Source organism: Vibrio ezurae NBRC 102218, from assembly GCF_000467185.1.
In the GTDB taxonomy this organism is placed as follows: Bacteria; Pseudomonadota; Gammaproteobacteria; order Enterobacterales; family Vibrionaceae; genus Vibrio; species Vibrio ezurae.
Genome location: NZ_BATM01000052.1, coordinates 36,198 through 52,714, shown reverse-complemented (window position 1 = coordinate 52,714; position 16,517 = coordinate 36,198). Strand labels below are relative to the sequence as shown.

13 protein-coding genes and 2 tRNA genes are annotated in these 16,517 nt (G+C 44.7%); 2 read left to right on the top strand and 13 right to left on the bottom strand.

Annotation, left to right across the window (positions count from 1 at the left end; genetic code table 11):
- The first annotated feature begins 10 nt into the window (after positions 1–10).
- Together ubiU and VEZ01S_RS14910 are read left to right on the top strand one after the other, a co-directional pair.
- Entirely contained in the window at positions 11–1,024 is a 1,014-nt protein-coding gene (gene ubiU, locus VEZ01S_RS14915) for a ubiquinone anaerobic biosynthesis protein UbiU (RefSeq protein WP_021714887.1), read from the top strand.
- Between the two features lie 13 nt (positions 1,025–1,037).
- Complete coding sequence (locus VEZ01S_RS14910; RefSeq protein ID WP_021714886.1) at positions 1,038–1,910, top strand: U32 family peptidase; 873 nt, start codon at positions 1,038–1,040, stop codon at positions 1,908–1,910.
- A 72-nt stretch (positions 1,911–1,982) separates the two neighbouring features.
- Here the strand turns inward: VEZ01S_RS14910 and nlpI are convergent, their stop codons facing one another.
- The 13 genes from nlpI to ileS form a co-directional block, all read right to left on the bottom strand.
- Positions 1,983–2,894 carry a lipoprotein NlpI gene (nlpI, locus tag VEZ01S_RS14905; RefSeq protein WP_021714885.1) on the bottom strand — a complete coding sequence of 304 codons (912 nt, stop codon included), beginning with the start codon at positions 2,892–2,894 and terminating at the stop codon, positions 1,983–1,985.
- A 119-nt stretch (positions 2,895–3,013) separates the two neighbouring features.
- Complete coding sequence (pnp, locus tag VEZ01S_RS14900) at positions 3,014–5,137, bottom strand: polyribonucleotide nucleotidyltransferase (protein ID WP_021714884.1); 2,124 nt, start codon at positions 5,135–5,137, stop codon at positions 3,014–3,016.
- Between the two features lie 354 nt (positions 5,138–5,491).
- Positions 5,492–5,761: a 30S ribosomal protein S15 gene (gene rpsO, locus VEZ01S_RS14895; protein WP_021714883.1), complete on the bottom strand. Its 270-nt coding sequence runs from the start codon at positions 5,759–5,761 to the stop codon at positions 5,492–5,494.
- A gap of 146 nt (positions 5,762–5,907) precedes the next feature.
- Positions 5,908–6,858 (bottom strand): tRNA pseudouridine(55) synthase TruB, encoded by a 951-nt coding sequence (truB, locus tag VEZ01S_RS14890; protein ID WP_021714882.1) that lies wholly within the window; start codon positions 6,856–6,858, stop codon positions 5,908–5,910.
- A complete protein-coding gene (gene rbfA, locus VEZ01S_RS14885) occupies positions 6,858–7,253 on the bottom strand; it encodes a 30S ribosome-binding factor RbfA (RefSeq protein ID WP_039970871.1) in 396 nt (131 codons plus the stop codon). Before rbfA ends, truB begins: the two co-directional genes overlap by 1 nt.
- 110 nt (positions 7,254–7,363) lie before the next feature.
- On the bottom strand, positions 7,364–10,054 hold the full coding sequence (infB, locus tag VEZ01S_RS14880; RefSeq protein ID WP_021714880.1) for a translation initiation factor IF-2: 2,691 nt from the start codon (positions 10,052–10,054) through the stop codon (positions 7,364–7,366).
- A gap of 20 nt (positions 10,055–10,074) precedes the next feature.
- Positions 10,075–11,562 (bottom strand): transcription termination factor NusA, encoded by a 1,488-nt coding sequence (gene nusA, locus VEZ01S_RS14875; RefSeq protein WP_021714879.1) that lies wholly within the window; start codon positions 11,560–11,562, stop codon positions 10,075–10,077.
- Between the two features lie 23 nt (positions 11,563–11,585).
- Complete coding sequence (rimP, locus tag VEZ01S_RS14870; RefSeq protein ID WP_021714878.1) at positions 11,586–12,041, bottom strand: ribosome maturation factor RimP; 456 nt, start codon at positions 12,039–12,041, stop codon at positions 11,586–11,588.
- A 253-nt stretch (positions 12,042–12,294) separates the two neighbouring features.
- A tRNA-Met gene (locus VEZ01S_RS14865) sits at positions 12,295–12,371 on the bottom strand.
- A 50-nt stretch (positions 12,372–12,421) separates the two neighbouring features.
- Positions 12,422–12,505, bottom strand: a tRNA-Leu gene (locus VEZ01S_RS14860).
- A 15-nt stretch (positions 12,506–12,520) separates the two neighbouring features.
- A complete protein-coding gene (gene secG / locus VEZ01S_RS14855) occupies positions 12,521–12,862 on the bottom strand; it encodes a preprotein translocase subunit SecG (RefSeq protein WP_021714877.1) in 342 nt (113 codons plus the stop codon).
- 185 nt (positions 12,863–13,047) lie between these two features.
- Positions 13,048–13,560, bottom strand: a complete 513-nt coding sequence (gene lspA, locus VEZ01S_RS14850; RefSeq protein ID WP_040891116.1) for a signal peptidase II — start codon at positions 13,558–13,560, stop codon at positions 13,048–13,050.
- Position 13,561: 1 nt separating this feature from the next.
- Complete coding sequence (ileS, locus tag VEZ01S_RS14845) at positions 13,562–16,393, bottom strand: isoleucine--tRNA ligase (protein WP_021714875.1); 2,832 nt, start codon at positions 16,391–16,393, stop codon at positions 13,562–13,564.
- Positions 16,394–16,517 lie beyond the last annotated feature (124 nt).

The following is a 16,517-nucleotide window of genomic DNA, read 5'->3' as shown; positions in this document are numbered from 1 at the left end:
GATCAGAATTATGGAACTACTCTGTCCTGCAGGTAACTTACCTGCACTGAAAACGGCTATTGATTGCGGCGCTGATGCGGTTTATGTTGGCTTCAAAGACGATACCAATGCTCGCCACTTTGCCGGACTCAACTTTAATGGTAAAAAGTTTGAGAAAGCGGTTCAATACGTACACAACGCCAACAAAAAAATTCATGTTGCTTTAAATACCTTCGCTCAACCTTCTGGCTTTGAGCGATGGACTAACGCGGTCGATATGGCCGCGCAAAATGGCATCGACGCATTAATTGTGGCTGATATCGCCGTATTGGAATATGCCGCAACCCATTATCCAGAATTAGAGCTACACCTCTCTGTACAAGCTTCAGCGACCAATGTGGCTGCCGTTGATTATTACCACAGTAACTTCAACGTAAAACGAGTGGTATTGCCACGAGTATTATCCATTCATCAAGTTAAACAACTCTCTAGAAACCTAATGTCTGATGTCGAGCTAGAGGTATTTGCCTTTGGTAGCCTTTGTATCATGTCGGAAGGTCGCTGTTACCTCTCTTCTTATTTAACCGGTGAATCTCCAAATACTGTGGGCGCTTGCTCTCCTGCCAAATATGTTCGTTGGCAAGAAACAGACTCAGGTCTTGAGTCTCGCCTCAACGAGATCTTAATTGACCGTTATGCGGCCGGAGAAAACGCAGGGTATCCAACCTTGTGTAAAGGCCGCTTTAATACTGAAGTTGACGGTGAAAATAAGCTGTATCACGCTTTAGAAGAGCCAACCAGCCTCAATACTTTATCGTTATTACCAGAGTTATTTGCTGCCAAAGTGGCATCGGTAAAAATTGAAGGTCGTCAACGTAGCCCTGCTTACGTAGAACAAGTGACTCGTACTTGGCGCGCGGCGATTGATGCCTACCAAAGGAACCCAGACAACTACCAAGTTCAACCAGAATGGGACAACGCGTTAGCTAACGTATCTGAGGGGACACAAACGACCCTTGGTGCCTACCATCGAAAATGGCAGTAGTCGGAGAATTAATATGAAGTATTCATTAGGACCACTGCTTTATTTTTGGTCAAAACAAGACGTTGAAAGCTTTTACGAGCAAGCAAAGCAATCTAACTCCGATATTATTTATTTGGGTGAATCGGTGTGCTCTAAACGCCGAGAGCTCAAACCGCAACATTGGTTTGATATCGCCAAAGATCTGTCCAGTTCAGGCAAGCAAGTGGTGCTTTCTACTATGGCGCTGCTAGAAGCGCCAAGTGAAGTCAATATCATGAAAAAGTATATCGACAATGGTGATTTTGCCATTGAAGCAAACGATGTATCTGGCATTCAACTGGCGCACGAAAAAGGCGTCCCCTTTGTCGTTGGCCCCGCGGTTAATACTTACAACGCCCGAACTCTTAATCTATTCCTAAAACAAGGAATGATTCGCTGGTGTATGCCTGTGGAGTTGTCTCGTGACTGGCTAAATAACACCTTAATACAGTGTGATGAGCTGGGCATTCGCAATCAGTTTGAGGTCGAAGTCTTCAGTCATGGTTATTTGCCTTTAGCCTACTCTGCGCGCTGCTTTACCGCTCGTGCTGAAAACAAAGCGAAAGATGACTGCCAAACATGCTGTATTAAATACCCAACGGGTCTGAAGGTCGATAGCCAAGAAGGTCAAACCGTATTTAATTTAAACGGTATTCAGACTCAATCAGGCTATTGCTATAACTTAGGCAATGACATTCCATCTATGCAAGGCTTGGTCGATGTTGTGCGTTTGAGCCCACTCGGTATGGAGACCTTAACTCAGGTTGACGCTTTTAAAGCCAATGAGCAAGGCGCAAAGCCTGTGCCTATTCAAGATCATCAATGTAATGGCTACTGGCATCAAATTGCCGGGCTTGAAGTGCGTTAAACATCATTCAGATAATCAATAATTAAAAAATACCGCCTGTTAAATGGCGGTATTTTCAGATCAAATTCAGGATTATTCCTTCCCTTGCTCACTCTCTTTTAACTGCTCTTGCCTCTCAGCACGCAGATCTGAGAAAATACGTCCTAATTCTAGGAATGCGTATCTATGTTCAACATATTCGTACACATTGAAGCTCAAGGAAAGCTTATACAGGCTCACAGCCTCGTTGTATTGACCCGCCAGTTGGTATCGTTTCGCCATATAGAAATAAGTTTCAGTAAGACGCTCAGCCAACATTAGATTGTCTTTTGCACCCGAGGCAACCTCCAAAATAGCTTCATCATTGGAGATTTTATTGAGCATCATCGCCACCAGTGCCCAACCCCATTGATCGTCTTTCTTAGCATAACGTTGCTCTAATTTAGCCAGAGCATCCGTCTGATTAGATTTCATTTCAATGATGTATAACCATAAGGCGCTAAAAGGATCATTAGGATTGTCGTTATAGTGCTGAGTCATTTCATGCAAAGACAAATCGATTCTATCGCCATAATAAAGCGCTATCGCTCTGTTACGTTCAGCATAATGATTGCTAGGATCAAGTTCTAATGTAGAGTCAAATGCCTCATAGGCTGCGTCATATTGCCCTATTTGGGTAAAATAGACACCCAGTAGGTTGAATATCTCAGCTTGGGCAGGGTTAATAGATAAGCTCTGATTAAAGTCATATCGAGCCAATTCGCGTAGACCTAGGCTATCGTAATACACACCTCGTTGAAAGTGCAGCTCTGCTCTTTGCTCATCGGTAATGTCATTGCGCAGCAATAACTGAGAAGTACGGGCAATTTGTACTTCTTGCTGAATTGTAGGCTGCAGAGGAACGGCCATTGGTGGCGGTGCCCATTCTTTATCTTTACCGCCCATGCTTGAACAGCCAGACATAATCAGCACTAGCCCTGCTATTAGCACACTAAACCATTTCACTAAATACTCCCTCCCTGTGAGCCATCGAATTCGATGGGGATTCCTTTAGCATAGAAAAAGAGGAGCTAAAAAGCTCCTCTTTATTTATGCATTTATCGATTTTTTCTTAAAAATCAATATTATTCAGCTGCTGGTGCTGCGTCATCTGCTGCAGGAGCTTCAACCGCTTCCTTCATGCTTAGACGTACACGACCTTGACGGTCGATTTCTAGAACCTTAACTTTAACTTCTTGGCCTTCAGTTAGGTAGTCAGATACTTTCTCAACACGCTTGTCAGCGATTTGAGAGATGTGTACTAGACCATCTTTACCAGGAAGGATAGTTACGAATGCGCCGAAGTCAGCTAGACGAGCCACTTTACCCATGTAGATAGTACCTACTTCAACTTCAGCAGTCAGTGCTTTGATGCGGTCGATTGCATCTTGCGCTTGCTCACCAGAAGTTGCAGCAATTTTCACTGTACCGTCGTCTTCGATTTCGATAGTTGTGCCAGTTTCTTCACAAAGTGAACGAATTACTGCGCCGCCTTTACCGATAACGTCACGGATCTTCTCAGGGTTGATCTTCATTTGGTGGATACGTGGAGCGAATTGAGAAATCTCTTCACGAGCACCAGAGATAGCGTTATCCATTACAGATAGGATGTGCTTACGTGCACCTTGCGCTTGGTTAAGAGCAATTTGCATGATCTCTTTAGTGATACCTTCGATTTTGATATCCATCTGCAGTGCAGTGATACCGTCGTTAGTACCGGCTACTTTAAAGTCCATGTCGCCAAGGTGATCTTCGTCGCCTAGGATGTCAGAAAGAACAACGAAGTCGTCGCCTTCTTTAACTAGACCCATTGCGATACCCGCAACAGAAGCTTTGATTGGCACACCTGCATCCATAAGAGCAAGAGAAGTACCACATACAGAAGCCATAGAAGAAGAACCGTTAGATTCTGTGATTTCTGATACTACGCGAACTGTGTATGGGAATTCTTCAACAGAAGGCATTACCGCTGCAATACCACGCTTAGCCAGTTTACCGTGGCCGATTTCACGACGCTTAGGAGAACCAACAAAACCAGTTTCACCTACACAGTATGGAGGGAAGTTGTAGTGCAGTAGGAAGTTGTCTTTACGCTCGCCTGTTAGCTCATCGATGATTTGTGCATCACGTTGAGTACCAAGAGTTGCAGTAACGATCGCCTGAGTTTCACCACGAGTGAACAGTGCAGAACCGTGTGTACGTGGAAGAACGCCAGTGCGTACGTCTAGCGCACGAACCATGTCTTTTTCACGGCCATCGATACGTGGGTTGCCAGCAATGATGCGGCCACGTACCACTGTTTTTTCTAGGTCGTGGAAAATAGTGTGAATCTCTTTTGGATTCAGTTCAGCGTCTTCAGCAAGTAGCGCAGCGTTTACTTCATCAGCGATAACATGGATACGGTCATAACGCGCCATTTTCTCAGTGATTTGGTAAGCTTCAGTCAATTTAGCTTCCGCTAGCTCAGCAATTTTTGCTTTAAGCTCAGTGTTTTCAGCAGGTGCTTCCCAGTCCCAAGACGGAGTAGCCACTTCAGCTGCAAATTCGTTGATTGCTTGAATAGCAACTTGTTGTTGGTCGTGACCGTAAACAACAGCGGCTAGCATTTCTTCTTCTGTTAGGTTGTCTGCTTGAGACTCAACCATAAGAACAGCGCCTTCAGTACCAGATACAACAAGATCTAGCTTAGAAGATTCAAGTTCAGTCATTGAAGGGTTAAGCACTAGCTCACCATCAATATGACCAACACGTGCCGCACCGATAGGACCGTTAAAAGGAACACCAGAGATAGACAGTGCCGCAGAAGTTGCAAGCATAGTCACCATGTCTGGTTGAACGTCAGGGTTTACAGACATTACTGTCGCGATAACCTGAACTTCGTTTTTAAACGCGTCTGGGAATAGAGGACGGATTGGACGGTCGATTAGACGAGCCGTTAGTGTTTCGCCTTCTGAAGGACGACCTTCACGCTTGAAGAAACCACCAGGGATTTTACCTGCAGCGTATGTACGCTCTTGGTAGTTTACTGTTAGAGGGAAGAAATCTTGGCCTTCTACGGCTTCTTTCTTAGCCACAACTGATACGAATACAGAAGTATCGTTCATTGTTGCCATTACTGCTGCAGTAGCTTGACGTGCGATTACGCCTGTTTCTAAAGTAACGGTGTGGTTACCGTACTGGAAAGTCTTAACAACTGGTTTTTCGAACATTCTTGTTTCCTTGTTCCATGACATTACGCCATAGAATTATCTAGTGAAAATCCAAAACATTACCAATCGCGACTAGTAAAAATAGACTGAGGTTTCACCTTAATCTACTTGTAATAGTCGCGACCTAGTGGCCGACATCTGTGACTGTAATGATTTGGATCGATAGTTATTTGTGAAAAAACAAATAACGAGGCGTAGTATAAACTACTTGGATTAGATTTTGTAATCTAGAGAGGAAAAAGCTATACAATCCCATAGATTGGGATAGGTTTTTGGCTTTTTTCAGCCATTTTAAATACAAAAAAAGGAGCCATAGGCTCCTTTTCATTCAAACTGCTTAGCGCAGTCGCTTAATTAGCGACGTAGGCCTAGACGTTTGATTAGGTCTTGGTAGCGAGCTAGGTTTTTACCTTTAAGGTAATCTAGAAGCTTACGACGACGAGAAACCATACGTAGAAGACCACGACGGCTGTGGTGATCGTGTTTGTGGTTAGCAAAGTGACCTTGAAGGTGGTTGATAGAAGCTGTAAGTAGAGCTACTTGAACTTCTGGTGAACCTGTATCGCCTTCAGCTTGTGCGTATTCTGCAACGATTGCTGCTTTAGTTTCTGCATTCAGAGACATAATTCTCTCCTGATAAGAGTAAGTTTAAAAGTTGTAGCGCCAATCTCTGATTCAGCCGCTACGCGAAGCGCGAATTATACGGATAAGATTTGAGTAAAGCAAGGGCCAAGTTAATGAAAGCTCAACGCTTACTTTATCATCCGCTATTAGCTCTGCTCTTCGTCTCTAAAAACCACTAAACGCTTAGGTGCAATACGCCCATCATCATCGATGTCAGCAATACCGATAAAGGTTCTTTCTTCACCAGAAGTCATGCGCACAATACCTTCAGTTGGCGCGCCAAACACTTGTACTGGCTGACCATGCTGAACCATATCGGTCAACTCAGGAAGCAAGTTTACCTCCGGTAAGTCTTCTACCGCGGTATCCATAGGGAGTAGCAACTCGTCGAGTAATTCTTTAGGTGCGATCTCTTCGGCATTGGCTTTATCGAGCAACTCTTGCAGCTGTTCTAATGTCACCATTTTTTCGTACGGGTATTTTGCGACGCCAGTACGACGAAGATAGCTCACATGCGCTCCACAACCGAGCATTTCGCCAAGATCATCTACGATAGTACGAATATAAGTACCTTTAGAGCAGTGTACTTCTAATTCAACTTCGTCACCTTCAAAACGGATAAGCTCAATCTCAAACACAGTAATGCTACGAGATTCACGCGGCACTTCCACACCTGCGCGAGCGTATTCGTACAAAGGTTTGCCTTGGTATTTTAAGGCAGAGAACATGGATGGCACTTGATCAGTGGTGCCACGGAAAGAGGCGATAGCATCAAGGATTTGCTCTTTGGTCACCGCAACAGGGCGAGTCTCAACCACTTCACCGTCTGAATCTGAGGTGTTGGTGCGTTGACCTAGCTTAGCAATGGTGCGATAGCGTTTATCAGAATCTAATAAAAACTGCGAAAACTTGGTCGCTTCACCTAAACAAATAGGCAGCATACCGGTTGCTAGGGGATCAAGCGCGCCAGTATGACCTGCTTTTTCAGCAAAGAAGATACGCTTTACTCGTTGCAACGCGCTATTAGAAGAGATGCCCGTAGGCTTATCCAGCAGAACGACGCCGTTGACTGGACGACCTTTACGACGTCTTGCCATTACTCTTCGTCCTCGCGACCTGACTGTGCTTTTTTCTGCTCATCTTTAGACACAACTTCACTGACAAGGTTAGACATGCGCATACCTTCAACAAGTGTGTTGTCATATACAAAGCGAACTTCTGGAGTTAGGCGAAGACGAATGCGCTTACCTAGCATCATGCGGATCTCAACTTCGTGCTCTTTAAGCGCTTCTAGGCTAGATTCGGGGGTTTGATCGCCCACACAGAAGAAGGTTACAAATACTTTTGCAACGGCTAAATCACGCGACACTTCCACATCAGAAATGGTCACCATTCCGATACGAGAATCACGAACTTCACGCTGTAGTAGAACAGCCAGTTCTTTTTGTAGTTGTTGCGACACACGTTGTGTGCGGCTAAATTCTTTTGACATTTCTTTTCTCACTTTAGAAAAAATAATGAGGGGCATAAGCCCCTCATGGTGTATTCAACAACCATCACCTTCAAAGCTAGATTCGAAGGTGATTTTAGTCAACATGTTGATTAGTCTAGCGTACGCTGGATTTCAACAATTTCGAATACTTCGATTTGGTCACCAACGCGAACATCATTGTAGTTCTTAACGCCGATACCACACTCGTAGCCATTCTTAACTTCTTGTACGTCATCTTTGAAGCGGCGTAGAGATTCTAGCTCACCTTCGTAGATTACAACGTTTTCACGAAGTACGCGGATTGGGTTGCTACGCTTAATTACGCCTTCAGTAACCATACAACCAGCGATAGCGCCAAGTTTAGGAGACTTAAATACGTCACGAACTTCAGCAAGACCAATGATCTCTTGCTTGAATTCAGGAGCAAGCATACCGCCCATCGCTTGTTTCACTTCGTCAATCAATTGGTAAATGATTGAGTAGTAACGAAGGTCTAGGTTTTCATTCTCGATAGCGCGACGTGCAGAGGCATCAGCACGAACGTTAAAGCCAAGAATGATAGCGTTAGATGCTGCTGCAAGTACTGCGTCAGTTTCAGTGATACCACCTACGCCTGAACCTACGATGTTAACTTTAACTTCGTCAGTAGACAGTTTACGTAGTGAATCAGCGATAGCTTCAACAGAACCCTGTACGTCAGCTTTAAGCACAACGTTAAGCTCAGCAACTTCACCAGCAGTCATGTTAGAGAACATGTTCTCTAGTTTAGATTTCTGCTGACGAGCCAGTTTAACTTCACGGAACTTACCTTGACGGTAGTTCGCAACTTCACGCGCTTTACGCTCATCACGTACTACTGTTGCCTCATCACCTGACGCAGGAACACCAGATAGACCGATGATTTCTACAGGGATAGAAGGACCCGCTTCTGTGATTTCTTTACCGTTTTCATCGCGCATTGCACGAACACGGCCGTATTCTTGACCACAAAGAAGGATATCACCTTTGTGAAGAGTACCAGAACGAACCAGAACAGTTGCAACAGGACCACGACCTTTATCTAGGCGAGATTCTACAACTACACCAGATGCCATGCCTTCTGCTACTGCTGTAAGTTCAAGAACTTCAGATTGTAGAAGGATAGTTTCTAGTAGAGCGTCAATGTTAGTACCTTGTTTCGCAGAGATGTGAACAAACATGTTCTCACCGCCCCACTCTTCAGGGATAACATCGTATTGAGCTAGCTCATTCTTAACGTTGTCTGGGTTTGCACCCTCTTTATCGATCTTGTTCACAGCAACAATCAATGGTACTTCAGCTGCTTTCGCGTGCTGGATAGCTTCGATTGTTTGTGGCATTACGCCATCGTCTGCCGCTACGACTAGTACTACGATATCTGTCGCTTGAGCACCACGAGCACGCATTGCGGTAAACGCGGCGTGTCCAGGAGTATCAAGGAAAGTGATCATACCGTTGTCAGTTTCAACGTGGTAAGCACCGATATGCTGAGTAATACCACCCGCTTCAGCGTCCGCTACGTGCGCTTTACGAATGTAATCCAGTGTTGATGTTTTACCGTGGTCAACGTGACCCATGATAGTCACAACAGGAGCACGAGGCACAGCTTCAAGTGAGCTATCACGATCAGACAGTACTGCTTCTTCAAGTTCGTTCTCTTTACGAAGAACGACTTTGTGACCCATTTCTTCTGCAACTAGAGCGGCAGTTTCTTGGTCGATAACTTGGTTGATAGTCGCCATAGCGCCCATCTTCATCATTACTTTGATAACTTCAGTTGCTTTCACTGACATTTTGCTAGCCAGTTCAGAAACAACAACTGTTTCGCCGATAACAACGTCTGCTTTAGCAACAGTAGCTGTTTTATCAAAGCCTTGCTGCATAGAAGTTGGTTTAGCTAGCTTGCCTTTACGACCACGACCACGTTGGTTACGACCACCGCGAGCGTTTGCATTAGCGTTAGCATCAGCTGGCTTTTTCTTTTTCTTCTTACGAGCACCGCCACCATCTGCACGACGGTCAGCAGCATCTTCAGCTTCACGAGCGTAAGTTGAAGTTGTTACGTGATAATCTGTGGTTTCAGTTTTCTTGCTTTGTTCTTCTTTTGCCCAACGTTCTGCATTTTCTTCTGCAAGCTTACGAGCATCTTCAAGAAGTTTTTCCGCTTCTTGTTCTGCTTTACGTTTGGCTTCTTCTTCTTGGCGACGTTTTAAGTCAGCCGCATCTTTCGCTGCTTGATCTTTCACTTTACGCTCTTCAGAGTCTGGTTGTGGAGCTTCTTTTGATTCAGCTTTTGCTTTAGCAGCAGCTTCGCGCTTGGCAGCTTCTTCAGCTTCGCGTTTTGCTTTTGCTTCCGCTTCACGTTGTGCTTTTTCTTCAGCTTCACGTTTTGCTTTTTCTTCCGCTTCCTGTTTCGCTGCAGCTTCTGCTTCTAGGCGTGCTTTTTCCTCAGCTTCAAGGCGAGCTTGCTCTTCAACAGAGCTACGTTTCACGTAGGTACGCTTTTTACGTACTTCTACGGTTACATCTTTGCTCTTGCCGCCGCCTGCTGCAACACTTAGTGTGCTACGTTTCTTACGTTGTAAAGTTAGGCGGGTTGGTTCAGACTCGCCAGACGTATCACCATGTTCTTTTTTCAGGTGTGACAACAATGTTTGCTTCTCTTCATCAGAAACATTGTCGTTAGGGTTCTTTTTAAAACCCGCATCTGTTAATTGTTCAATTAAGCGCTCAACCGGCGTACCAATTTCTTCACTCAGGGCTTTAACTGTAAGTTTTGTCATGCCGCTACCTCCGTGCCGGATTATTCTTCGTCACCGAACCAACAAATGTTACGTGCAGCCATGATAAGTTCACCAGCACGTTCTTCTGTTAAATCGTCGATTCCTTCAATATCATCTGTGCCTTGGTCAGCAAGATCTTCTAGCGTCACAACACCTTTAGCCGCTAGTTTGAACGCCATTTCGCGCTCTAAGCCTTCTAATGCTAATAAATCATCAGCTGGCTGTAAGCCTTCAAATGTCTCTTCTTGCGCTAGAGCAAGAGTAGTAAGTGCATTTTTAGCTCGACTACGTAATTCTTCAACTAGGTCTTCATCAAGGCCATCAATTTCTAACAACTCGTTCATTGGCACGTATGCCACTTCTTCAAGAGTAGAGAAGCCTTCTTCTACTAGCATTTCTGCAAAATCTTGCTCTAGATCTAGATGCTTCATGAAGCCTTCGATAGCTTCAGTAGATTCTGCTTCGTGCTTTTTCTGTAGATCTTCTACAGTCATTACGTTCAGTTCCCAACCAGTCAGTTGTGATGCTAAACGTACGTTTTGACCACTACGGCCAATAGCTTGCGCTAGGTTATCAGCTTCAACGGCGATATCCATTGAGTGCGTATCTTCATCAACGATGATAGAAGCTACGTCAGCAGGAGCCATTGCGTTGATAACAAATTGTGCAGGGTTATCATCGTAAAGGATGATATCGATGCGCTCGTTACCTAGCTCACCAGAGACAGCTTGTACACGTGCGCCACGCATACCTACACATGCACCTACTGGGTCGATACGACGATCGTTTGTTTTCACTGCAATTTTTGCACGAGAGCCAGGATCGCGAGCGGCTGCTTTAAGCTCAATGATATCTTCAGCGATTTCTGGCACTTCGATGCGGAACAGTTCAGTTAGCATTTCAGGCTTAGAGCGAGTAATGAATAGCTGGAAACCACGCGCTTCAGGGCGAACAGAATAAAGAAGACCACGTACACGGTCACCCGGACGGAAGTTTTCACGAGGAAGCTGATCATCACGAAGAATAACACCTTCAGCGTTGTTGCCGAGATCTAAAACCACTGTTTCACGATTTACTTTCTTAACAACACCAGTGATTAGCTCACCTTCGTTATCAATAAACTGTTCAACGATTTGCTCACGCTCAGCTTCACGAACTTTCTGAACGATAACTTGTTTGGCTGTTTGCACAGTAATACGGTCAAATTTAACCGAATCAATTTCGTCTTCAACGAAGTCACCTAAACCCAGTGTCTCGTCGTCGAACTGTGCCGCTTCAATTGACATTTCCAATGTTGGATTTTCAACTTCAGCAACTACTTCCCAGCGACGGAAAGTTTCGAAGTCACCGCTCTTGCGATCGATCTCAACACGTACTTCGATTTCCATCTCGTACTTTTTCTTTGTCGCAGTTGAAAGGGCAATTTCTAGCGCTTCAAAAATACGCTCACGAGGAACTGCTTTCTCGTTTGAAACCGCTTCAACTACAGCTAAAATTTCTTTATTCATTCTTATAGCCTCTTTAAATAGACTTAAAACTTAGGGATCAGATTGGCTTTTGAGATGTTGCTAATAGCAAACTCGTTGTCTTGGTTGTCAGTTTCAACAGTGACTAACTCACCATCGACACCTTTGATAACGCCTTTCCATTTGCGGCGATTCTCAATACCCATCTTCAATACAATACTGACCTCTTGGCCCACAAACTGCTCATAGTGTGCGGCTTTGAAAAGCGGTCGCTCAAGTCCTGGTGAAGACACTTCAAGGTTATAAGCAACAGAAATTGGATCTTCTACATCCATTACCGCACTTACTTGGTGGCTTACTTCAGCACAATCGTCAACATTAATACCGTTCTCACTGTCGATAAAAATGCGTAATGTCGAATATTCGCCTGCGCGAATAAACTCAAGTCCAACTAACTCATAACCTAAAGCCTCTACCGGCGCTTCAAGCATCTCAGTTAGTTGTCTTTCTAAACCAGTCATTATTCAACCACTCCAGAAACAAAAAAAGGGCATAAAGCCCATTTCATTTACCAAGCACACATCCGCAGTGATAAACCGCAGATAACAAAAAACCCCGATAGTGTCGGGGTTTTATGCTGCTGGACCCTGATATCACTAAGCTAAGGAAAGCTTAGCTCATAACCGAAAAAAATCAGTTATGATGTTTGAAATTCAGACTCACAAACTGGTGTTTAATGTCGAATAAAATCGACCAATACTCCCAGTTGCAAATTGGTTGCGGGGGCTGGATTTGAACCAACGACCTTCGGGTTATGAGCCCGACGAGCTACCAAGCTGCTCCACCCCGCGTCCGACTATCGAACATTATACGTTCAATAGATTGATTTTCAAACAATATATGGTGCCGAGAGAGGGACTCGAACCCTCACACCAAAGGCACCAGCACCTCATGCTGGCGTGTCTACCAATTTCACCATCTCGGCAATAAGCATTACAACTTATTCAGGAATTTCTTCACCCTTTTGGGCTGGAACTTCCTTCACTACGTCGTCTGTTTTCTGAATGGTTTGTTGCCCAGCTGTTGGGTCAACCCATTGAGAATCGGCTTTATGTGTAGACATACGGCCAAGAATCAGACAAACGACGATAAAAATCAGTGCAAAAACTGCAGTCATTCGGGTTAAAAAGTTACCAGAGCCGCCAGCACCAAATACTGTATTTGATGCACCTGCACCGAATGAGGCTCCCATATCTGCGCCTTTACCTTGTTGAATCAGAACTAGGCCAATCACACCAAGCGCAGCCAACAGGTAAATCACAAGTAGAGTTGTTTCAAACATCTTTCCACCTATGTTCCAAATTGTTGAGCCAGCGCGTCATAATCGTGATGTTTATTAGATTACAACAAAGCTAGCGCGCCCTTTATAGGGCGGACGCAATAGTAGCGAAACCTTGTGGCGGTGACAAGCAAAAATTACACCCATCACCGCTAAGTGCTCACTAATCGAACACTGGTTTTTTATCGCTACTTTTGCGCAGAATCAACAGAGTCGGATTTATTGTTAATAAAACTATCTAAGATAACCATTGCTGCCCCAATACAAATAGCACTGTCTGCTAAGTTAAAGGCAGGCCAATGGTAGTTACCCACAAAGAAATCAAGATAGTCGACGACAAAGCCATGAATAACCCGGTCAAAAACATTACCCAGTGCGCCACCAATAATGAGCGCATAAGCAATGTTGTTCCACTTTTCAGCTTTAGGCAGTTTACGCATCCATAGCATCAACATACCGCATACTGCAATTGCAATACCGGTAAAGAGCCATCGTTGCCAACCGCTTTGATCGCCAAGGAAGCTGAACGCCGCACCGTAGTTATGTACATAGAGCAAGTTAAAGAAAGGCAAAACCTCAATGCGATTTGCCCAGCCATACCCCATGCTGTTCATGACCACTAATTTTATTGCTATATCAACAATAAAAATAAGGGCCGCTAGCCATAGCCAGCGTAACCCAGTCTGTTTAAACAGATTCATATTAGGCAAACTTACGAACCTCGCCTTCGCCTTCTACGTTTGATACACAACGACCACAGATAGTTTCATGGCCTTCAATAGTGCCTACATCTGCAGTGTGGTGCCAACAACGGTCACATTTTTCTAGCTCAGTGGCATTAACTTGAACAAACAAACCGTCGATTTCTGTCTCGTGTGCTGTGGCAGGTTTCTCTGATAGAGCAACCACGTCCGCACGTGATGTCAGCATAATGAAACGCAGTTCATCGCCCAGTTTGTTCAACTTAGCCGCTAGCGCATCATCAGCATATAGTGTCACTTCAGCTTGTAGTGCGCCACCGATTAACTTCTCTTTACGAGCTTCTTCAAGCAGTTTGTTCACAGATGCGCGAACTTGCTGAATTTCACTCCAGAATTCGTTATTCAGTTCTTCGCCTTCAGCTAGACCAAACAAACCATCGAACCATTCACCAGTAAAGACGAACGTATCGCGTTTACCCGGCATTTGGTTCCAGATTTCATCGGCAGTGAAAGACATAATAGGCGCCATCCAACGAACCAGACCTTCTACAATGTAGTAAAGCGCAGTTTGACAGCTACGTTGAGCATGGCTGCCCTGCTTCGCTGTGTACTGACGATCTTTAATCACGTCTAGGTAGAAAGAACCCATTTCGATTGAACAGAATTGCATTAGTCGTTGAGTAACCGCATGCGTGTTGTACTCTTCGTATGCTTTAACAATTTCTTGTTGCGCTTCTTGTGCACGACCTACAGCCCAGCGATCCAATGCCACCATTTCGTCAGCAGGTACTAAATCAGTTTCTGGATTGAAGCCGTTTAGGTTAGCAAGGAAGAAACGAGCGGTGTTACGAATACGACGGTATGCGTCAGCACTGCGTTTTAGGATTTCATCCGATACAGCCACTTCACCAGTGTAATCGGTAGAAGATACCCATAGACGTAAAATGTCGGCACCCAGCTTGTTAGTCACGTCTTTAGGCGCCACTACGTTACCGATAGACTTAGACATTTTACGGCCTTGTCCATCGACTACGAAGCCGTGTGTTAACACTTGCTTGTACGGAGCTTCATCTTTCATCGCAATGGATGAGATAAGCGATGATTGGAACCAGCCACGGTGTTGATCAGAACCTTCTAGGTAAAGATCGGCACTTGCGCCATTGAACTCTTCACGAGAATCAACCACTGAGTAGTGCGTGACACCTGAGTCAAACCATACATCAAGTGTATCGAGTGTTTTCTCGTAGTTGGCAGCGTCTTCTTCGCCTAGTAGCTCTGCTGCATCCACATCCCACCATGCTTGAATGCCTTTTTCTTCAACCAGCTTAGCGACTTTTTCAATAATCTCTTGAGTATTAGGGTGCAGCTCAGCTGTCTCTTTGTGTACAAACAAAGTAATTGGCACGCCCCAAGTACGTTGACGAGAGATACACCACTCAGGGCGACCTTCAACCATACCTTCGATGCGGCTTTGACCCCACTCAGGCATCCACTCAACACCTTTAATTGCTTGTAATGCATTGGCACGCAGACCCGCTTGATCCATAGAGATAAACCATTGTGGAGTCGCGCGGAAAATAATCGGTGTTTTGTGGCGCCAGCAATGTGGGTAGCTGTGCTCGTAAGCGTGATGATGTAATAGCGCGCCTTTTTCTTTTAGCGTTTCAACTACTGCATCATTAGCTTTAAATACGTGTTGACCTGCAAACAGTTCAGTATCAGGTAGATACACACCGTTAGAACCTACTGGGTTCGCAATTTCTAGGTCGTATTTTTGGCCTACCACGAAATCTTCTTGACCGTGACCCGGTGCGGTGTGAACGATACCAGTACCAGACTCAGTGGTTACGTGGTCGCCTAATACAGCCGGTACAGTAAAGTCGTAGAACGGATGTTGGAAGTTAAGCAGTTCTAAATCAGCACCTGTCGCGAAGCCAAGGTTACGATAGTTTTCAACGCCAACACGATCCATCACTTCTTTTGCAAGATCAGAGGCAAGGATCAAACGTTGTGGTTGCTCACCTTCGATTTGAACAAGAACATACTCAAGGTCATCACGCAAACAAACCGCGCGGTTTGCAGGCAGTGTCCAAGGGGTTGTTGTCCAGATAACGACTGAGATATCACCTTCACCAGCGTTGTCGCCAGTCAGTGAGAATTTGCTTAATACCGCCGCTTCATCAGCCGCTTTAAATTTCACATCAATTGATGGTGAAACTTTGTTTTTGTATTCAACTTCCGCTTCCGCCAATGCACTTCCACAGTCAGTACACCAGTGAACAGGTTTAAAGCCTTTTAGTAGGTGGCCTTTGTCAGCAATTTTGCCTAGTGCACGAATGATGTTGGCTTCTGTGCCAAAATCCATTGTGCGATAAGGTTTGTCCCACTCGCCCATAATACCAAGACGTTTGAAGCTCTCTTTCTGACCTTCAACTTGACCGGCAGCGTACTTACGACACTCTTCACGAAATTCAGCCGCAGAGATCTTATGACCCGGCTTGCCTTTTTTCTTCTCAACCATCAATTCAATTGGAAGACCGTGACAATCCCAACCAGGGATATACGGTGCGTCATAGCCAGAAAGGGTCTTAGATTTAATAATAATGTCTTTAAGAATCTTATTTAGCGCGTGACCAATATGGATGTCACCATTTGCGTATGGAGGGCCATCGTGCAAAACAAAAGGCTTGTTGCCTTTTTTAGCTTCACGGATAGCACCGTAAAGATCTTCTTTATACCAACGCTTAAGCATTTCTGGTTCACGGTTCGCCAGATTACCGCGCATTGGAAACCCTGTTTCTGGGAGGTTCAGGGTATCTTTATAGTCAGTCATCGATTCTTATTTCCGTAATATTGGGCGAAGTTAGATATTTTGGGAACAATGTCGTTATTGGGCACTCCACGACGTAAATACATCATTTGATGTAAATACGTATTTCGGCCTATAAAGTCCATTA